Source organism: Nocardioides aromaticivorans (assembly GCF_013408525.1).
GTDB classification, from domain to species: Bacteria; Actinomycetota; Actinomycetes; order Propionibacteriales; family Nocardioidaceae; genus Nocardioides; species Nocardioides aromaticivorans.
In genome coordinates this window covers 4,325,080-4,343,901 of record NZ_JACBZM010000001.1, presented here as the reverse complement: position 1 = coordinate 4,343,901, position 18,822 = coordinate 4,325,080, and the positions used below count along the sequence as shown (strand labels likewise).

Genomic DNA, 18,822 nt, shown 5'->3' with positions numbered 1-18,822 from the left:
GCCCCGAGCCGGGCAAATTGTCGACAGATCGCCCACACGCCGCGCGGCCAGCCGGATCCGGACCGGCCGCGGGCGTAGGCTCGGCGGAACCGGAGCAGGCAGCACACCACCGAGGACGACGAGTGACCGAGCAGGACGACGCGGGTGCGGCGGACGACGCCGCGAAGCCCGGCGCCGCGCCGCTCACCCTCACCGGTGCGACCCCGGACCGCCGCCGCCTGCTCCTGGTGGACGACCAGGGCGCCGAGTTCACCCTCGACATCACGCCCGACCTGCGTGCCGCCGTGCGCAGCGAGACCACCCGTGTCGGCCCGTTGGAGACCAAGATGAGCAGCAGCATCCGTCCGCGCGAGATCCAGACCCGCATCCGGGCCGGCGAGTCCGCCGAGGCCGTGGCCGAGGCCGCCGGGACCACCGTGGACGCGATCATGCCCTATGTCGCGCCCGTCCTCGCCGAGCGCGAGCACGTGGCCGAGCGCGCCCTCAAGGCCTCCCTGCGCCGTGCTCCGGGCGAGGGTCCGGCGTCGCCGACCCAGGCGCGCGTGCTCGGCGACGCGGTCGCCGCCCACCTCCGCAGCGTCGGCGCCGACCCCGCCGTCGACGTCGTGTGGGACGCCTACCGGCGCGAGACCGGGCGCTGGGTGCTGACCGGCACCTATCTCTCGGCCGGGCGCAACGGCACCGCCCGGTTCACCTACGACGCCCCGGGCAACTACGCGCTCTCCGACAACGACGACGCGCGCTGGCTGGTCGGCGACGTGCTGCCCGAGCCGGTCGCGCCCGCCCGCGACGACCTGCAGCAGGCCCGCGAGCGCCGGCTCGCCGCCGTGCCCGCCGAGGAGCTGCCGCTGGGCGGCGAGGCCGTCGACGACGAGCTGCCGCTCGGCGCGCCGGCCGGCCCGTCGCTGGAGTCGGGCTACGAGGCAGCGGCGTACGACGTCGACCAGGCGCTCGACCTCGCGGTGCCCGAGGCCCCCGAGGCGCACGACGAGCCGATCCGGGCGACGGCCGACGAGCCGGCCGCCGAGGCCGCCCGCGCAGCCGACGCCGAGCGGGCCAAGCACCGCCGGCCGGTGCAGAAGAAGCGCGGTCGGGCGTCCGTCCCGAGCTGGGACGAGATCATGTTCGGCGGCGGCGACCAGTGACGTCGGTCGGGCCGGGTCGAGCGTCGACCAGCGGCTCGACCACCCCTCGGACCAACAAGTAACTGACCAGTACGCGCCTGCCCAAAAGCGCGTAGCGTTCGTCACATGGCCTACTTCGTCACCGGCGCCACCGGCTTCATCGGGCGCTTCCTCATCGCCGAGCTCATCGACCACCGCGAGGGTCCGATCCACGTCCTGTGCCGCGCGTCCTCGCTCGGCCGGATGGAGGCGCTGATCCGCCAGTGGGGCTCGGACCGGGTCCAGCCGGTCGTCGGCGACCTGGGCCAGCCCGGACTGGGCGTGGACCCGGAGTGGGTCGCGGAGCACGCCGGGTCGATCGACCACTTCTTCCACCTGGCCGCGATCTACGACATCACCGCCGACGACGCGACCAACGACGCGATGAACATCGACGGCACCCGCAACGCGCTCGCGCTGGCGGAGGCGCTGGACGCCGGCTGCTTCCACCAGGTCTCGTCCGTCGCGGCGGCCGGTGACTACCACGGCCGGTTCGACGAGACGATGTTCGAGGAGGGCCAGCCGCTCCCGTCGCCGTACCACCGCACGAAGTACGAGTCGGAGAAGATCGTCCGCGACGAGTCGGTCGTCCCGTGGCGCGTCTACCGCCCGGCGATCGTGGTGGGCCACTCCGAGACCGGCGCCATGGACAAGATCGACGGTCCCTACTACCTCTTCCCGCTGATCAAGCGGCTGCGCGACAACCTGCCGTCGTGGCTGCCGCTCGTCGGCGTCGACCTGGGCGACACCAACGTGGTGCCGGTCGACTACGTCGCCAAGGCGATGGACCACCTCGGCCACCTGCCCGACCGCGACGGCGAGGCCTTCCACCTGGTCAACCCGGAGCCGCAGCCGGTCGTCGACATGGTCAACGCCTTCTGTGCCGCCGCCGGTGCGCCCCGGTTCGCGACGCCGGTGAGCCGCAACGTGACGGCCGGCCCGCTGTCGCTGGTCCCGCGCTCGCTGCGGCCGCTGAACCTGATGACGGCCGTGATCCGCACCGCACCGGCGCAGCTGCTCCTCGACCAGACCCTCGGCCGCCTCGGGCTGCCCGCCGAGGCGCTCGCGCACACGTCCTTCCCGTCGGTCTTCGACTCGCGGATCACGGAGAAGGCGCTCGCCGGCTCCGGGATCTCCGTGCCGCCGCTGGAGACCTACGTCCGGACCCTGTGGTCCTACTGGGAGGAGAACCTCGACGACACCGTCGGGCGCGACCCCAAGGCGCGCGCCGCGCTCAAGGACAAGACCGTCGTGATCACGGGTGCCTCCTCGGGCATCGGCAAGGTGGTGGCCCTCAAGGTCGCCCAGGCCGGCGGCATCCCCGTCCTCGTCGCGCGCGGCAAGGAGAAGCTCGAGGAGACCAAGGCGGTCATCGAGGGGCGCGGCGGGCAGGCCTACGTGTTCCCGTGCGACCTCTCCGACCTCGAGGCGATCGACCGGCTCTGCGAGCAGCTCGTCGCCGAGCTGCCCAGCGTCGACTACGTGATCAACAACGCCGGCCGCTCGATCCGCCGCTCGCTCAAGCTGTCGCAGGACCGCTTCCACGACTTCGAGCGCACCATGCAGCTCAACTACTTCGGCGCGATCCGCCTGGTGATGGGCCTGATGCCGCAGCTGCACGCGCAGCGCTCCGGCCACATCGTCAACATCTCCTCGATCGGCGTGCAGACCAACCCGCCGCGCTTCTCCGCCTACGTCGCCTCCAAGGCGGCGCTCGACGCGTGGAGCAACGTGGTCTCCTCCGAGGTCGTGGGCCACGGCATCACCTTCACCAACGTGCACATGCCGCTGGTGCGGACGCCGATGATCGCGCCCACGAAGATCTACGACAAGTTCCCCACGATCTCGCCCGCGCAGGCCGCCGACACGGTCATCAAGGCGCTCGTGGACAAGCCGCACGAGATCAACACGGCCCTCGGTACGGCGGGCGAGCTGGCCCACACGATCGCGCCGCGGGCCGCGTTCCGGGTGCTCAACCTGGCCTACCAGGTGTTCCCCGACTCCGCCGCGGCGAAGGGCCAGAAGCCGGCCTCGCAGGCTGCGGCCGCCGCCGAGGAGGCGCCGGCCGAGAACCGCCGGGAGACCGAGCAGATGCTGCTCGCCCAGCTCTTCCGCGGCGTGCACTGGTAGGTCGGCGCCAGGGCGCCCAGCCGGACCGTCAGCCCGTCTCCACCGGGCGGGCCGGGTCGGCGACCCACTCGCTCCAGCTGCCCGGGTAGAGCGCCGCCGCCACCCCGGCGACCTCGAGCGCGAGGACGTCGTGGGCGGCGGTGACGCCGGACCCGCAGTAGACCGCGACGTCGGCTGCGGGGACGGCGCCGACCGCCGCGTAGGCGTCCGCCAGCCCGGCGGCCGGCAGGAACCGGCCGTCCGGGCCGAGGTTGCGAGCCGTGGGGACGTTGACCGCGCCCGGGATGTGGCCCGCCACCGGGTCGATCGGCTCGACCTCGCCGCGGAAGCGCTCGGGCGCCCGCGCGTCGATCACGACCTGCGTCGCGGCGACCGTCGTGGCGTCGACGGCCGGCATCGCGCCGGGTCGTGCCGTGAAGTCCCCGGGCGCCGGCGCCGGGGCGGGCGCGCCCTGCTCGACCGGCAGGCCGGCCGCCTGCCAGGCCGCCCAGCTGCCGTCGAGGACGCGGACGTCGCGGTGCCCGTGGAAGCGCAGCAGCCACCAGCAGCGGGCGGCCGCGTGGCCCGACCAGTCGTCGTAGACGACGACCGGACCGTCGTCGCGCACGCCGGCGGCGCGCATGGCCCGGACGAACGCCTCCTCGTCCGGCAGGGGGTGCCGGCCCCGCGGCCCGGGTGGCGCCGCGAGCGCGGTGTCCAGGTCGACGAACACGGCTCCGGGGACGTGGCCGGCGGCGTACTCGTCGGGGCCGGGCGGGCCGCCCATCCGGTAGCGCACGTCGAGGACCGTGACCTCCCCGAGTCGTGCGGCCAGCTCGTCGACACCGATGAGGGGCGAGGTCATGACCGCAACCTATCCGGCCGGCCGGACCGAGGCTGTGGAGGACGTCCGCACGACGCGGGCGGATCGGGCAGGCTCACCCGCATGGCGACCGGTCCCGGCATCCAGGAGCCGCTCCCCTCCCTGCTCCGGCGGGTGCTGCGGGGAGCGGTCCGCGACCACGCCCTCGCCGAGCGCCGCCGGACCCATCCCGCCGTGCTCCACGTCGGCATCCCGCGCGGCGAGGTCCGCCGGCTCGAGCTGGGGCCCGACGACCGCTTCGACCTCGCCCTGCGGACCGAGGTCGTGGAGACGATGGCGCGCCACCACCTCGCGGAGGGCAGGGTGCCGCTGGTGTGGCTGACCCGGATGCCGGACGGGCACGACGAGGAGGACCTGGCGTGGGCGGCTGCCGTCACCGCCGCGTCGGGCGAGCTCGGGGTGCGCCTCGACCTCGTCGTCATCACCCGGCGCTCGTGGCGCGACCCCCGCTCCGGCGCCGGGCAGGTGTGGGCACGGGTCCGGCCCGATCCCCAGGCCTGATCGGGTCCGACCGGGGCCGTTACCAGGTGTGGACCGGCTGGTTGTCGTGCATCCGGGCGCGGTAGTCGCCGAGCACGGCGCGCAGGGCGTCGTACCGGTCCTCGTCGCGACGCTGCTGCATCTGCCGCGCGAACCAGTCCGCACCGTTGGTGCCGGCCAGGCAGCGCTGCTCGATGAGGTCGAGATAGCGGTGGGCCTCCTCGGCGCTGACGCCCCACGCGGCCAGGCCCTCGTGGGCGAGCGGCAGCAGCCGACGCAGGACCAGCTCGGTGGCCCGCACCCGGCCGACGCCGGGCCAGTAGACCTCGGCGTCGATGCCGTGCTCGGCCGCGGTGTGGAAGTTCTCCTCCGCTGCGCTGAAGGACATCTGCGACCACAGCGGCCGCTCGTTCTCGGCGAGCGCCCGGACCAGGCCGAAGTAGAAGGCGGCGTTGGCCACCGTGTCGACCACCGTCGGCCCCGCGGCGAGGATCCGGTTCTCGACGCGCAGGTGCGGCAGCCCGCCGCTGATGTCGTAGACCGGCCGGTTCCAGCGGTAGATCGTGCCGTTGTGGAGGCGCAGCTCGGAGAGGTTCGGCGTCCCGCCGGCCTCCAGGACCGTCAGCGGGTCCTCCTCGTCGATCACCGGGAGCAGCGCCGGGAAGTAGCGGACGTTCTCCTCGAACAGGTCGAACACCGACGTGATCCACCGCTCGCCGAACCACACCCGCGGGCGCACCCCCTGCGCCTTGAGCTCCTCGGCGCGGGTGTCGGTCGCCTGCTCGAACAACGGGATCCGCGTCTCCGCCCACAGGTGCTTGCCGAGGAGGTACGGCGCATTGGCGCCGACCGCGATCTGCACGCCGGCGATGGCCTGGGAGGCGTTCCAGTACGACGCGAAACGCTCCGGGCTCACCTGGACGTGGAACTGCGTGCTGGTGCACGCCGCCTCCGGCATGATCGTGTCGACGGTGGTCTGCAGCCGCTCGACGCCGTGGATGTCGATCATGATGTCCTCGCCGCGCGCACCGAGGATCTGCTCGCTGAGCAGCCGGTAGCGCGGGTTGGCGCTGATCGCCTCGGCCGTGAGGTGCTCCGGCGCGAGCGTCGGCAGGATGCCGATCATGACCTGGTGGGCACCGATCGCCGCGGCCCGCTCCTCGGCCGCGTTGAGGCTGGTGCGCAGCCGCTCCTCGCAGGCTGTCAGGCCACCGTCGGCGAGCGGGCCCGGCGGGAGGTTGAGCTCGATGTTGAACTGGCCGAGCTCGGTCTGGAAGCCGGGGTCGGCGATCGCGTCGAGCACCTCGTCGTTGCGCAGGGCGGGGTCGCCCGCCTCGTCGACGAGGTTGAGCTCGACCTCGATGCCGGTCCACGGGTCGTCGGTGTCGAAGGCGGACTCGCGCAGCATCCGCTCGAACACGTCGAGGCAGCGCCGGACCTTCTCCCGGTAGCGGGTCCGGTCGGCAGGTGTGAACTCCTGTGCGGCGACGTCATCACCCATGCACCGACACTAGCGGGGGTCCCCCGCCGCCGGCGGGAGCCCGGACGCCCAGTCGACGGTGCCGGTCCACGCGTCCGGTGGCACCGCCTCCTCCAGCAGGGTCGCGAGGAAGTCGGCCAGCCGGCAGTCGGGGTCGGCCCGGCGGCACCGGTCGACCGCCGCCCAGGCCAGGGCGCCGTCGCCGGCCTGCCACGCGGCCAGCCCGAGCAGGACGCCGGGCGCCGCGGCCAGGTCGTCGGGCGTCCGGCGCAGGACCTCCGTCCAGAGCCACACGTGGCGGGGCGCCGTCGCGCGGTCGAGCGCCGACCAGGCCGCGTCACGGATCCGGGGCACCTGCAGCGCCCAGAGCAACCGGGCGAGGCGCCTCGCTCCCGGCAGCTCGCCGGTCTCGGTGGCCAGCCGCACGGTGGCCTCCACCCAGTTGCCGTGGCGCCGGACCGCCCGGGCACCGAGCGGTGGGTCCGTGTCCTCCCACCCGCCCTCGTGGAGCTGCTCGAGGACCGGCGCCGCCAGGGCCGGCTCCGTCTCGAGGGAGGCGACCATGTCGGCGCGGGTCCGGTGGGCGATCCGGCCCTCCACGAGGGCCTGCACGACGAACGGGTGCGCCGTCACGTCGTACGACGTCCGCGGCCCGAGCGCGCCGTCCGCACCGACCACGGAGTAGTCGGCGCCGTCGGCCACGATCGCGACCACCACCCCGATCCCGCGGGCCCGGCAGCCCTCACGCAGCGCGGCGTGGACGAGGCCGGCCCGGCCCGGGTCGTCGGTGAAGTACAGCAGCACCACGGCCTGCACGCCGTGGCGCTCGGCAGGGCCGAGCAGGCACTCCTCCACCTCGAGGAGCCCGCACGCGTCGAGCTCGTCGGCCGGCGGCAGCGGCAGCCGGGCGTGGAAGGGGCGCAGCGCCCCGAAGGTCATCATCACGACGGAGTCGTCGGGCCAGAACCCGAGGACCACCGGCGCCATGGCCAGGAGGTCCTCGGGGCTGCGGGCGGTCAGGTGCAGGGGTGCGTCGGGTGTGGTCGTCATGACCGGAAACCTCGCCGGCAGGCCCGACACGCACGCCGGTCCGCGCGGCCGCCTGTGCAGGGCACCCTCGCGGCGGTGCCCTGGGGAGGGTCAGGGGACGGTTCTGGGGGTGGAGCCGACTAGCGTTGCGCCGTGCGCGACCGGGCCTCGATCCTCCACCTCGACCTGGACGCGTTCTTCGCGGCCGTCGAGCAGCGGGACAAGCCCTCCCTGCGCGGCAAGCCGGTCGTCGTCGGCGGCACCGGCGGCCGCGGCGTGGTCTCGACCGCGTCCTACGAGGCGCGGAGGTTCGGCGTCCGCTCGGCGATGTCCACGCGGGAGGCGCGCGCCCGGTGCCCGCACGCGGCCTACCTGTCCGGCCGCTTCGAGGCCTACCGGTCGACCAGCGCGGCGGTCATGGGACTGCTCCGCTCGGTCTCGCCTCTGGTCGAGCCGCTGTCGCTCGACGAGGCCTTCGTCGACCTCGAGCAGGCCGACCTGCCCGACCTGGAGGTGGCGACCGTGACGGCGTTCGCGGAGGACCTCCGGACGAAGGTCCGCGAGGTGACCGGCGGGCTGACCGCCTCGGTGGGGATCGCCAGCTCGAAGTTCCTGGCGAAGATCGCCAGCGACCTGCGCAAGCCCGACGGCCTGGTCGTCGTCGAGCCCGGGACCGAGGTCGCGCTGCTGCACCCCATGCACGTGTCGGTGATCCCGGGCGTCGGACCCGCGACGGTCGAGCGGCTCAAGCGGGCCGGCATCCACACGGTCCGGGAGCTGGCGCAGGTCGAGGAGGACGAGCTGGTGCGACAGGTGGGCCGGTCGCTGGGCCACGGGCTGCACCAGCTGGCGCGCGCCGAGGACGACCGCGCCGTCGTACCGGACCGGGAGACGAAGTCGGTCAGCGTCGAGGGCACCTACGAGCACGACCTCACCGACCGGCGGCAGATGGAGGCGATCGTCGTCCGTCAGGCCGGCGAGGTCGCTCGACGGATGCGGGCGAGCGGGCTGTCCGGGCGGACCGTGTCGCTCAAGGTGCGGATGTACGACTTCACGACGCTGAGCCGCTCGGCCACGCTCCCGGCGCCGACCGAGGACGCCGCGACCATCGCCCGGCTGGCCCGCACCCTGCTCGCGGACCTCGACACCTCCGGCGGCGTCCGCCTGCTCGGCGTCGGGGTCTCCGGCCTCGCGGACTGGGTGCAGGAGGACCTCTTCGCCGCCCTCGACGAGGACGAGGGAGCGGAGGAGGAGCCGACCGCCGCGCCGCCGGCCGAGCAGCCCGAGGAGGCCGGCGCGCGTCCTCGCGGCGCGACCTGGGCGCCGGGGATGGACGTGGTCCACGACGAGCACGGCCGGGGCTGGGTCTGGGGCTCCGGCCGCGGCGTGGTCACCGTCCGCTTCGAGACCGCCGAGACCCCGCCTGGTCCGGTGCGCTCCTTCCCGGCGGACGACCCCGCCCTCCACCGTTGGCACCCGCCCGCCCCGCAGGACGACGGGCAACCAGCGGAGCAGTAGCGTTCGGCGCATGTCCGATGCACCGTCCGCACCGTCCGTCCCGCCCCGTGCCGACCAGCGCCCCGTCACCACGACGCTGCACGGCCACACCCGCACCGACGAGTACGAGTGGCTGCGGGCGAAGGACGACCCCGAGGTGATCGCCTACCTCGAGGCCGAGAACGCCTGGACCCAGGCGCGCACGGCCCACCTCGCCGACCTCCGCGGCCGGATCTTCGACGAGATCAAGGCCCGCACCCTCGAGACCGACCTCTCCGTGCCGACCCGCGTGCGCGGGTACTGGTACTACGGGCGCTCCTTCGAGGGCCGCCAGTACGGCGCCACGTGCCGCGTCCCGGTGACCGACCCGGACGACTGGACTCCCCCGCAGCCTGCGGCCGACGCGAGGCCGGACCAGCCCGCGCTGCCCGGCGAGGAGACGCTGCTCGACCTCGACGAGCTGGCCGAGGGCCACGAGTTCTTCTCCCTCGGCGGCTCCTCGGTGAGCCCCGACGACCGGCTGCTCGCCTACGCGACCGACGTCGTCGGCGACGAGCGCTACACCGTCCGCGTGCTCGACCTCGCGACCCGCGAGCTGCACGAGGACGTGCTCACCGACGTGATGGGCGGCGTCACCTGGGGCGCGGCGCCGGAGTCCGGCGCGGCCGACCACTTCTACTACACGACCGTCGACGAGGCCTGGCGTCCCGACAAGGTCTGGCGGCACCGGCTCGGCACCGCCCAGGCCGACGACGAGCTGGTCTTCCACGAGCCCGATGGCCGCTACTTCGTCGGGGTCGGCCGCACCCGCAGCCGCCGCTACGTCGTGGTCGCGGCGAGCTCGAAGACCACCTCCGAGTTCCACGTCCTCGACGCCACCGACCCGCACGCGCAGCCGCAGCTGTTCGCCGCTCGCACCGACGGCGTCGAGTACTCGCTGGAGCACGCGGTCATCGGCGGCCAGGACCACTTCCTCGTGCTGCACAACGCGAACGGCCCCGAGTTCGAGCTCGGCCTCGCCCCCGCCGTCCCCACCCCGGCCTCCGGATGGGTGCCACTCCTCCCCCACGATCCCGCCGTCCGGCTCGAGGACGTCGACGCCTTCGCCGACCACCTCGTGGTGCAGCAGCGCAGCAACGGCAGCAGCCAGGTCCGGGTGCTCACCCTCTCCGACGATCCCGCGGCGCCGATCGCCGCGGACCGGTTCGTGGAGTTCCCCGGCGAGCTCGCGACCGTCGGCGCCGGCAACAACCCGGCGTGGGAGCAGCCGACCATCCGGGTCGGCATGGGCAGCCTCGCCCGCCCGTCGGCGGTCTACGACCACGACCTGCGCACCGGCGAGCTCGTGCTGCGCAAGCAGGCCCCGGTCCTCGGCGGCTACGACCCCGACGACTACGAGGAGCACCGCCTCTGGGCGCCGTCCACCGGCGGCGTCGAGGTCCCGATCTCGCTGGTCGTGCGCAAGGGCGTGCGCGGCGAGTCGGGCACCGAACCGGTGCCCGTCCACCTCTACGGCTACGGCGCCTACGAGGCCTCGATGGACCCCTACTTCTCCGTCGCCCGGCTCTCGACCCTGGACCGGGGCGCCGCCTTCGCCATCGCGCACATCCGCGGCGGCGGAGAGATGGGCCGCCGCTGGTACGACGACGGCAAGCTCGAGCACAAGCAGCACACCTTCGACGACTTCATCGCGGCCGCGCGCCACCTCGTCGAGACCGGCTGGACCACGCCCGAGCGCATCGTCGGCGAGGGCGCCAGCGCCGGCGGCCTGCTCATCGGGGCCGTCGCCAACCAGGCGCCGGAGGCGTTCGGCGGGTTCGTCGCCGGCGTACCGTTCGTCGACACCCTCACCACGATGCTCGACGCCACGCTCCCCCTGACCGTCCCCGAGTACGACGAGTGGGGCAACCCGTCCGCCGACCCGGTGGCCTACGAGCGGATCGCCGGCTACGCCCCCTACGAGAACGTCGCCGACCTCCCCTACCCGCCGATCCTGGCCGAGACGTCGCTCAACGACACCCGGGTCCTCTACGTCGAGCCCGCCAAGTGGGTCGCCCGCCTGCGCGACCGGGCGCCGCACGCGGACGTGCTGCTGCGCACCGAGATGGCGGCGGGGCACGGCGGGGTGTCCGGGCGCTACCGCGCCTGGGAGGACCGTGCGTTCAGCCTGGCGTGGATCCTCGACCGGCTCGGCCTGGCCGACGCAGAGATCCTTTCTTGAGAACTGCCTGAGATTCCCCTTTTCGGGCAACTAACGGGGACTGCCGGACGTCATTGCGGATAGAGCAACACCAAGACCCGGGAATCCGGGACCGACCCCTGGTGTTGGAACACCCGTACGGATGTCCGACATCCGTGCTGAAGGAGGGACGCAATGGCCACGGCAACTGCGAACAGGACGCGCAACACCGGTCGGGAGATCGAGGGACGCGACAGCGTCGGCCTCTACCTCGACGAGATCGCGCGGACCCCCCTGCTGGACGCAGCCCGCGAGGTCGAGCTCGCCAAGACCATCGAGGCCGGCCTGCTGGCCGAGCACCTCCTCGCCGAGGGTCGGGTGGGTCGCAAGAAGGGCGGCGCCCCGAAGCAGGCGACCCGCGAGGAGCTCGAGTGGATCGCCGAGGAGGGCCGCAAGGCCGTCACGGAGTTCATCAACGCCAACCTGCGGCTGGTCGTGTCGATCGCCCGCAAGTACGGCCGGGCCCAGATGCCCATGCTGGACCTGATCCAGGAGGGCAACACCGGCCTGATCCGCGCGGTCGAGAAGTTCGACTACGCGAAGGGCTACAAGTTCTCCACCTACGCCACGTGGTGGGTGCGCCAGGCCATCACGCGCGGCATCGCGCAGCAGGCCCGCGTCGTGCGCCTGCCCGTGCACGTCGTCGAGGAGCTCAACCAGGTCGGCGGCGCGCGTCGTACCCTCGAGCGCCAGCTGGGCCGTGACCCGGAGCCGGAGGAGATCGCCGCCGAGCTCGGCATCGAGGTGGAGCGGGTGCTCGACCTGATGGCCTGGGGCCGCGAGCACGTCAGCCTCGACACCCCGGTCGACGAGGACGGCGACACCTCGCTCGGCGACCTCATGGCGCAGGAGACCGCGCCCGGCCCGGACCTGACCGTGCTCGACGTGGAGGCCCGCGACCGGCTCAACAGCCTGGTCGACCAGCTCGACCCGCGCGCGGCCGACATCATCCGCTCGCGCTACGGCCTCACCGACGGCCGCCAGCACAAGCTCGCCGACATCGGCGTCAAGCACGGCATCTCGGCCGAGCGGGTGCGCCAGCTCGAGCGGGAGGCGCTGCAGAAGCTGCGCCGCCTCGGCGACCCGGACCTGGCCTCCGGCTCGGCCGCCTGATCAGACCGCCGCGTTCCGCAGCTCCGCGAAGACCTCCGTCACCTGGTGGCGGAGGTCTTCGCGCGTCCCGGTGTTGTCGATGACGTACGTCGCCACGGCGCGCCGCTGCTCCCGGGTCGCCTGGGCGGCGATCCGGGCGCGGGCGTCCTCCTCGCTCATGCCCCGGTCGCGCGCCATCCGCTCGACCTGCACCTCGTCGGGCACGTCGACGACGACCACGGCGTCGAACTCCTCGGCACGGCCCGACTCCACGAGCAGCGGGATGTCGTGGACGACGATCCCGCCGACCGGTGCGCTCGCCTCCAGGGCGGCGTACAGCTCGAAGACCCGGGGGTGCACGATCGCCTCGAGCTTGCGGCGCAGGGGCTCGTCGTTGAAGACGATGCCGCCCATCTTCGGCCGGTCGAGGTGGCCGTCCTCGGTGAGGATGTCGGGGCCGAACGCCTCGACCACCTCGGCGAGGCCGGGCGTTCCCTTGGCGACGACCTCACGGGCGAGCTGGTCGGCGTCGATGACGACCGCGCCGAGCTCGCGCAGGATCGAGGAGACGGTGCTCTTGCCGGAGGCGATGCCCCCGGTCAGGCCGACCCTCACCGGCGGCCGCGGCCGAGCAGGCCGCCCAGCAGGTCGCCGAGGATGTCGCCCGCGGAGCCGCCCTTGTCGGCGGAGCCACCGCCGAGGCTGCCCTTGAGGATCTCCTGCAGCACGGTGGCCCCGATGCCGCCCGCCTTCCCGCCGAGCTTTCCGGTGAGCTTGCCGGCGAGGTAGGACAGCACGATCGGGGCGAGGATCGAGAGCAGCTTGCGGGTCAGGTCGGGCGAGAGGCCGGCGGCCTGCTGCGTGCCGGCGAGCTGGTCGACGACCGCGTCGGCGTTGTCGCCGAAGACGTGGCCGACGATCTTCGCGCCGTCGGCGGTGTCGACCCGGCCGAGGTCGGCGGTCCCCTGCAGGGGCGCGTGCTGACCGAGCGCCTCACCGATGGAGGCGGCGCCGGCCTCGTCGTCGGCGTTCGCGGCCAGTCCGTGCAGCAGGGCGGGCAGGGCCTGGGCCGAGGCCGCGCGGGCCTGGTCGGGCGTGACGCCCAGCTCGTCGGCGATCTGGTCGAACGGGAGCTGGCCGAGGAGGTCGTCGACGTCGGACATGGCGCGCCTTTCGGAGGTGGTGCCTGCGATGATGCCGCTCGATGAACGACGTCGTCACCCTAGCCGCCGGCGACCGGGTCGCCCTGCTGGTGCCCGGCTCCCACGCGTACGTCGACGCGGTGCACCGCCTGCTCACCGCCGGCGTGTTCCCGATCCCCCTCGACCCGCGGCTCACCGAGACCGAGCGGACCCGGGTCCTGGCCGGCCTCGACCCCACCGTGGTCGTGACGTCGGAGGCCCAGCTGACCGACCTGCTCGCCGTACTCCCGCCGCCGGGGCTGCCGCTGGGCCGGCCGATGCACTGCACGAGCGGCACCACCGGGGTCCCGAAGGGTGTCTTCTCGGGGCTGCTGTCGCCGGCGGACGCCGAGGCACTGTGGGCCGAGGAGCGTGAGTTGTGGGGCTTCGGTCCCGACGACGTCAACCTCGTGCTGAGCCCGCTCTACCACTCCGCTCCCCTGCGCTTCGCGCTCGGCACCCGGCTCGCCGGCGGCCGGGTCGTCATCCCCGGACCCTTCGAGCCGGCGGCGGTGACGGAGGCGATCGAGCGGGAGCGGCCGACCACGATGTTCTGCGTCCCGACGCACCTGCAGCGGCTGATCAGCCACTGGGAGGCCGTCGGTGTCCCGGACCTGTCGTCCTTCCGGCTCGTGGCGCACGCCGGCGCCCCGTGCCCGACCGACGTGAAGCGGCGGATCGTCGAGCTCTTCCCGGCCGGCTCGACGTGGGAGTTCTACGGCTCGACCGAGGGCCAGTTCACGGCCTGCCGCAGCGAGGAGTGGCTCGAGCGGCCGGGCACCGTCGGGCGCGCCCGTCCCGGCCGCACGATGACGGTCGATCCCGACGGAACGCTGTGGTGCGTGGTCCCCGGCTTCGCCCGGTTCACCTACTACGGCGCGCCGGACAAGACCGCCGAGGCGTGGCGCGAGACTCCCGACGGTCCGGCGTTCACCGTCGGCGACCTCGGCCGGATCGACGACGACGGCTACGTCTTCCTCGACGGCCGCCGGGTCGACCTGGTCATCAGCGGCGGCGTCAACGTCTACCCGACCGAGGTCGAGCAGGTCCTCGAGGAGTGCCCCGGCGTCACCGAGGTCGCCGTGTACGGCGTCCCGGACCCCGCCTGGGGCCAGCGGGTCTGCGCCGCGGTGGTCGGCACGGCGAGCGAGGCGGAGCTGGCGGCGTACGCACGCGAGCACCTGGCCCCGCCGAAGCGGCCGAAGACGTGGCAGTTCCTGGACGCGCTGCCGCGGACGCTGACGGGGAAGGTGCTGCGACGCGAACTGGGCGAGCGGTGACCACCTGCCTGTGATGATCGGGCGCATGATGACCAAGGAGGAGTACCTCGCCCGCGCCGCCGCCCAGGACGACTGGTCGCCGGGCTGGGACGCGATCGACGAGGCCTTCGCCGCCCTCTACCCGGGCGTCGAGCCGGCGCACCTCGCGACGCTGATGCCGGTCCGCGCGATGTTCGGCGGGCCTGAGCACCTCGACGGGGTCAGCTTCTTCCCGAGCCCGGGCGGCTACCAGCACCTGGTCACCTACGGCATCTCGAATCTGTACGTCGACGAGGAGTCCTTCGGCGCCGAGCACAGCGGCTGGGGCTACGAGCTGACCATCAAGCTGCGCGCCGACGACCCGGACGACTGCCACTGGGCAGCCGGCTCGCTCGGCGCGCTCGCGCGCTACACAGCGACGTCGAGGCGCTGGTTCGAGCCGTGGCAGTTCGTCGGCGGCGGCGCGAACCCGCTGCGGGTGGGCAGCGACACGCAGCTCACCAGCTACCTCGTCGTACCGGACACCGAGGTGCCGGGGATCGACACGGTGCACGGGCGCGTCGACTTCCTGCAGCTGGTGGGCGTGACGCAGGGCGAGTTCGACTGGATGGCCGAGGGCGGCCCGGACCGGGCGCGCGAGCTCGCCGAGCGGATCGCGGCGGACGACAACCCGAACCTCGTCACCGACCTCGCGCGGACGAAGACCTACGTCTAGCGCTCAGCGCACGGTCCGACCGCGCCGCCGGGGAAGCAGACGTAGACCGGCGCACTGACCGAGCGGGCTCCGCTGGCGTCGGTGACGCTGGCCCGGAGGCGCACCACGCCGGCGCCGGGTGCGTGGACGTCGCTGACCGGCAGCGTGCCGGTGAGCTGGCCGTCGATGCGGGACGACGGGTGGGCGTGGAAGCCCCCGTCGGTGCCGTTGCCCGTGTAGTGGAGGAAGTCGACCTCGAGGCGGGTCCGGGCCGCGAGCTCGGCGGGCAGGTCGCCGTCGGGGTCGGCGACCTCGATCTCCCACGGGACCGTGCCGTCGACGGCGACCACGCCGTTGACGGGCGCGCGCAGCTCGACCACGGGTGGTCCGCCCACGCGGGTCCAGGTCACCTCGGCCTCGGCGTCGGTCTCGTCGCCGTGCACCAGCTCGGCCCGGACGACGTGCTGTCCGGGGCCGAGCACGACGTCGTGCTGGCGGTGCTGGAGCTGCCAGAACGGGTTGGACCAGAAGTCGTGCACCACCTGGTCGTCGACCCACAGCCGCACCCACTCGCTGCCCTCGACCGTGAACCGCCAGGTGCCGGCGTCCAGGTCGACGCGGCCGCGCCACGCGGTGCCGAACCGGTCGCCGGGATGGGCCCTCGTGTCCTCCTGCTCGTCCGGCAGCCAGGGCGAGCCGTCCGTCGCGAGCCGGATCCCGGGCTCGCAGGTCGGGGCGGCCAGCGGCTGCGGCGGGAGCTGGACGGCGGCGTACGGGAGCAGCCAGCTGTACGGACCCTCGGGGACCTCGTCGTCGAAGGGCGAGTCCGGGCCGTCGAGGTCGTGGAAGGTACGACGGAAGGTGCCCACCGGGCACTGGTCGGCCTGCTGGGCGCCGGTCCAGCGGATCCGCCGCAGCGCGCCGGTGGTGATCGACACGGTCCACACCAGTCCGTCCGGGCCGGTGAGGAGCTTGACCGGTCCGGCGGCGGCGCTCGCATCGGCGAGCAGGGCCGGGTCGGAGACCGCGCCGCCGTGCGCCACCTCGGCCGTGCGGAGGAAGCCCTGCGCGTAGTCGCCGAAGAGGTACCGGCCGCGCATCGCCGCCGGGTAGGCCTCCGAGTCGAGGAAGACGCCGCCGGAGATCGAGCCACCGGCGCCCGTGTGCGGATAGGAGTACGACGGCCCGCGGGTCGCCGGCTCGTCGCGGATCGCCGCGCACGCGTGCCAGGGGCTCTCGTCGTCCGTCACGTCGCCGAGCGCGGTGTCCGCGTCCCCCTCCCGGCACGGCCAGCCGAAGTTCGCCGGACCGCCCGCCGGAGTGAGGTCGTGGAGCTCGACGACGTCGACCTCCTCGCTCGCGCCCTCGCCGACGTCGCCGATGACGAGGTGGCCGTCGTGGACGGTGAACCGGAACGGGTTGCGGAGCCCGAGCGCGAGGACCCGGGAGGCGTTCGTGGTGCCGTCGCCGTCGTACCACGGGTTGCCGGGGACGCCCTCCCCGGTGGCCGGGTCGACGCGGAGCACCTTGCCGGCGAGCACGTCCGGGTCCTGCGCGCGCAGTGTCTCGGGGCGACCGGCCAGGCCGTCGGCGGTGTAGTAGAGGGACCCGTCGCCGACGCCGACGAGCAGGTTGCCCTCGCCGTCGAACCCGAGGTCGCCGATGGTGTGGGCCTCGCCGAGGAGCGGGAGGCAGCCGGGCGTGCGGATCCCGTCGTCCGCCGAGCAGGCGGGACCGGTGACCCCGCCGAGCACGACGTGGCGGCTGTCGGGGTCGAGGACGTCGTCGTCCCACGTGTAGCGGACGACCTGCTGCGTGCGCCGCACGCCGGCGCCCTCGTCACCCTCCTCACCGTCGTCGCGGACGTAGGAGAGGTAGACGAACCCGTTGTCGGCGAAGCCCGGGTCGGCAGCGATGCCGATCAGGCCCGCGTCCCCGCCGTCGTGCACCTCGTCGCGCAGGTCGAGGACCTCGCGCGGGAGCGACCAGCCGTCCTCCCCCGGCTCGACGGCCCTGACCACGCCGGCCTTCTCGGTGACGAGCACGCCACCCGTGGGCAGGGCCGCCGCACTCGTCGGCAGCTCGAAGCCGTCCTGCACCACCTCGATCGCGTACCCCTCCGCCACCCCGCTGTCGGCGGTGACCGGCGCCGCCGCGGTCACGACGTCGGTCGCGGGGCTGAGCACGCTGTCGAGCGGACCGATCGCCCGGGCGACCACGTCGTGCCGGCCCACCCGCGGCGTCCACGTCGTCGTGTACGGCGCCGTGGAGTCCTTCGCGAGCAGCACCCCGTCGGCGAAGAAGCGGACCTCGCGCACCGTCCCGGTGGTCGCGGCGTCGATGCGGACGTCGTCACCGTCGGGCGTGGTGGTGACCGCGAGGGTGGGCGGCTGTTGCACCGGGGAGACGACGGTGGCCCGGCCGGCGTGGGCGGGGAGGACGGCCCGCAGGTCCCTGCCCTGCGTTGTGGCGAGCGCCGCGGTGAGGACGACGAGGCGCGAGGTGGTGGCCGTGCCGGCGGCGACCGCGGTCCAGCCGGTGGCCGTGCGGGCCTGCAGCTGGACCGGCCGTCCGGCGAGCAGGTGCGACGCGGTGATCCGCGCCTCCGCCTTCCCGGCGACGATCCGGGTGGCCAGCGTGACCGTCTCGGTCGCGGCCGTGACCGTGGTGCTCCGGGTGGCGACCGCCGGGAGTCGTCGTCCGCCGGTGCGGTACGACGGCGCGAGGACCCGCAGCGAGGTCCGGGACTCGGTGAGCCTGCTCCGGAAGGTGGCCCGGCCGGTCGTCGTACTCCAGGCGCGGGTGAGGGTCACCCACCGGCCTCCGCTGGCCCGCTGCAGCTGCACCGGGCGTCGTACCCGGGTCGGCAGGGTGGTCGTCACCTGCACGGTGTCGCCGACGACGGGCGCCGTCGGCGTGACGGTGAGCGACGGCGTGACGGCATGGGCCGGTCCGGTGGCGAGGACGCACGCCAGCGGCAGGCAGAGCACGAGCGCGACGACCGCGCCCCTCACACGCGAGAGCACCCGCCCACGCTCGCACCGGTCTCCCCGCGGCCGGGCGCGGTTGGCTCTCCGGGGGACCTTGGTCCCGGCACCTCTGACCGTCCGGTCCCGACTCCTCGAAACCAACCACGAGCCACCCTCGACGGGGGCACGATGGAGGGGTGAGGCCCTGGGACACCGTCAGCACCCGCCTCCACCAGTCCAGGTGGGGCCTCGTCGCCCTGCTCATGGTCATCGTCATCGTGACGCGCGACGAGCGCGGCTGGTGGCTGCTCCCCCTCGCCGTCGCCCTGCTGTCGGGCTTCTGGCTCCCGGCGCTGGCGGCCCTGCGCGAGGCTCCCTCGGCGGTGCGGGCACGACAGGACGAGCGGATCGAGCGGCGGCAGATCGCGGCGGCCCGGCGGGAGATCGCCCGGCACCGCGGGCTGTTCCACTGACCTGACGGGGTTGAGGTCCGCGCGCGCAGCCGCTCCGGTGGTCGAGGGGTGGTCGAGGAGGTCGCCGGTGGTCGAGGAGGTCGCGCAGCGACCCGGTGGTCGAGGAGGTCGCGCAGCGACCGTCACGAGACCTCTGGCTCCGGTGCACCCGCTGTGCCCTGCGGTTTGTCCACGGTCGGGTCTTCAAGCGCAGCGACGAGGGCGGTGGGAGCGGGGCTGGGTTCCGGTTGTCGGGTGCGGTCCGGCAGCTCCGCGAGTGACTCCTTGCGCCACT

Annotated in this window: 15 protein-coding genes; 9 read left to right on the top strand and 6 right to left on the bottom strand. The window is 73.9% G+C overall.

The window, feature by feature from the left end:
• The first annotated feature begins 122 nt into the window (after positions 1–122).
• Both sepH and BJ993_RS20790 read left to right on the top strand, forming a co-directional pair.
• Positions 123–1,145: a septation protein SepH gene (gene sepH / locus BJ993_RS20795; protein ID WP_179650982.1), complete on the top strand. Its 1,023-nt coding sequence runs from the start codon at positions 123–125 to the stop codon at positions 1,143–1,145.
• A 105-nt stretch (positions 1,146–1,250) separates the two neighbouring features.
• Complete coding sequence (locus BJ993_RS20790; RefSeq protein ID WP_179650980.1) at positions 1,251–3,293, top strand: SDR family oxidoreductase; 2,043 nt, start codon at positions 1,251–1,253, stop codon at positions 3,291–3,293.
• Positions 3,294–3,321: 28 nt separating this feature from the next.
• Here the strand turns inward: BJ993_RS20790 and BJ993_RS20785 are convergent, their stop codons facing one another.
• Positions 3,322–4,137 carry a sulfurtransferase gene (locus BJ993_RS20785; protein WP_179650978.1) on the bottom strand — a complete coding sequence of 272 codons (816 nt, stop codon included), beginning with the start codon at positions 4,135–4,137 and terminating at the stop codon, positions 3,322–3,324.
• A gap of 81 nt (positions 4,138–4,218) precedes the next feature.
• On the opposite strand from BJ993_RS20785, the gene BJ993_RS20780 reads away from it, so the two are divergent.
• The gene (locus tag BJ993_RS20780; protein WP_179650976.1) at positions 4,219–4,656 is read left to right on the top strand and encodes a hypothetical protein; all 438 of its coding nucleotides are present in this window, start codon (positions 4,219–4,221) and stop codon (positions 4,654–4,656) included.
• Positions 4,657–4,675: 19 nt separating this feature from the next.
• Here the strand turns inward: BJ993_RS20780 and BJ993_RS20775 are convergent, their stop codons facing one another.
• Positions 4,676–6,136: a glutamate-cysteine ligase family protein gene (locus BJ993_RS20775; RefSeq protein WP_036542609.1), complete on the bottom strand. Its 1,461-nt coding sequence runs from the start codon at positions 6,134–6,136 to the stop codon at positions 4,676–4,678.
• A gap of 9 nt (positions 6,137–6,145) precedes the next feature.
• Positions 6,146–7,165 (bottom strand): DUF4192 domain-containing protein, encoded by a 1,020-nt coding sequence (locus tag BJ993_RS20770; protein WP_179650974.1) that lies wholly within the window; start codon positions 7,163–7,165, stop codon positions 6,146–6,148.
• 132 nt (positions 7,166–7,297) lie between these two features.
• Between BJ993_RS20770 and BJ993_RS20765 the strand changes: the two genes are divergently transcribed.
• From BJ993_RS20765 to BJ993_RS20755, 3 genes are all read left to right on the top strand, one after another.
• Positions 7,298–8,662, top strand: coding sequence for a DNA polymerase IV (locus tag BJ993_RS20765; protein ID WP_179650972.1), 1,365 nt, complete (start codon positions 7,298–7,300; stop codon positions 8,660–8,662).
• A gap of 10 nt (positions 8,663–8,672) precedes the next feature.
• Positions 8,673–10,862, top strand: a complete 2,190-nt coding sequence (locus tag BJ993_RS20760) for a S9 family peptidase (protein WP_179650970.1) — start codon at positions 8,673–8,675, stop codon at positions 10,860–10,862.
• 153 nt (positions 10,863–11,015) lie between these two features.
• Entirely contained in the window at positions 11,016–11,993 is a 978-nt protein-coding gene (locus BJ993_RS20755) for a sigma-70 family RNA polymerase sigma factor (RefSeq protein ID WP_036542599.1), read from the top strand.
• On the opposite strand, the gene coaE is transcribed toward BJ993_RS20755, so the two are convergent.
• A complete protein-coding gene (gene coaE / locus BJ993_RS20750; RefSeq protein ID WP_179650968.1) occupies positions 11,994–12,587 on the bottom strand; it encodes a dephospho-CoA kinase in 594 nt (197 codons plus the stop codon).
• A complete protein-coding gene (locus BJ993_RS20745) occupies positions 12,584–13,135 on the bottom strand; it encodes a DUF937 domain-containing protein (RefSeq protein WP_179650966.1) in 552 nt (183 codons plus the stop codon). The genes coaE and BJ993_RS20745 overlap by 4 nt, the downstream gene beginning before the upstream one ends.
• A gap of 41 nt (positions 13,136–13,176) precedes the next feature.
• Between BJ993_RS20745 and BJ993_RS20740 the strand changes: the two genes are divergently transcribed.
• A complete protein-coding gene (locus tag BJ993_RS20740; protein WP_179650964.1) occupies positions 13,177–14,433 on the top strand; it encodes a class I adenylate-forming enzyme family protein in 1,257 nt (418 codons plus the stop codon).
• Between the two features lie 25 nt (positions 14,434–14,458).
• Positions 14,459–15,127: a suppressor of fused domain protein gene (locus tag BJ993_RS20735; protein ID WP_207010524.1), complete on the top strand. Its 669-nt coding sequence runs from the start codon at positions 14,459–14,461 to the stop codon at positions 15,125–15,127.
• On the opposite strand, the gene BJ993_RS20730 is transcribed toward BJ993_RS20735, so the two are convergent.
• Positions 15,124–18,132 carry a PQQ-dependent sugar dehydrogenase gene (locus tag BJ993_RS20730; RefSeq protein WP_179650962.1) on the bottom strand — a complete coding sequence of 1,003 codons (3,009 nt, stop codon included), beginning with the start codon at positions 18,130–18,132 and terminating at the stop codon, positions 15,124–15,126. The genes BJ993_RS20735 and BJ993_RS20730 overlap by 4 nt on opposite strands.
• A gap of 140 nt (positions 18,133–18,272) precedes the next feature.
• Here BJ993_RS20730 and BJ993_RS20725 point away from each other — a divergent pair, with 140 nt between their 5' ends.
• On the top strand, positions 18,273–18,548 hold the full coding sequence (locus tag BJ993_RS20725; RefSeq protein WP_179650960.1) for a hypothetical protein: 276 nt from the start codon (positions 18,273–18,275) through the stop codon (positions 18,546–18,548).
• The last annotated feature ends 274 nt before the right edge of the window (positions 18,549–18,822 follow it).

Bases quoted from the DNA above. Each gene is read 5' to 3' on its own strand.
- BJ993_RS20790 (WP_179650980.1), top strand. From the start codon at position 1,251: ATGGCCTACTTCGTCACCGGCGCCACCGGCTTCATCGGGCGCTTCCTC.
- BJ993_RS20785 (WP_179650978.1), bottom strand. From the start codon at position 4,137: ATGACCTCGCCCCTCATCGGTGTCGACGAGCTGGCCGCACGACTCGGG.
- BJ993_RS20780 (WP_179650976.1), top strand. From the start codon at position 4,219: ATGGCGACCGGTCCCGGCATCCAGGAGCCGCTCCCCTCCCTGCTCCGG.
- BJ993_RS20775 (WP_036542609.1), bottom strand. From the start codon at position 6,136: ATGGGTGATGACGTCGCCGCACAGGAGTTCACACCTGCCGACCGGACC.
- BJ993_RS20770 (WP_179650974.1), bottom strand. From the start codon at position 7,165: ATGACGACCACACCCGACGCACCCCTGCACCTGACCGCCCGCAGCCCC.
- BJ993_RS20760 (WP_179650970.1), top strand. From the start codon at position 8,673: ATGTCCGATGCACCGTCCGCACCGTCCGTCCCGCCCCGTGCCGACCAG.
- BJ993_RS20755 (WP_036542599.1), top strand. From the start codon at position 11,016: ATGGCCACGGCAACTGCGAACAGGACGCGCAACACCGGTCGGGAGATC.
- BJ993_RS20745 (WP_179650966.1), bottom strand. From the start codon at position 13,135: ATGTCCGACGTCGACGACCTCCTCGGCCAGCTCCCGTTCGACCAGATC.
- BJ993_RS20740 (WP_179650964.1), top strand. From the start codon at position 13,177: ATGAACGACGTCGTCACCCTAGCCGCCGGCGACCGGGTCGCCCTGCTG.
- BJ993_RS20735 (WP_207010524.1), top strand. From the start codon at position 14,459: ATGATGACCAAGGAGGAGTACCTCGCCCGCGCCGCCGCCCAGGACGAC.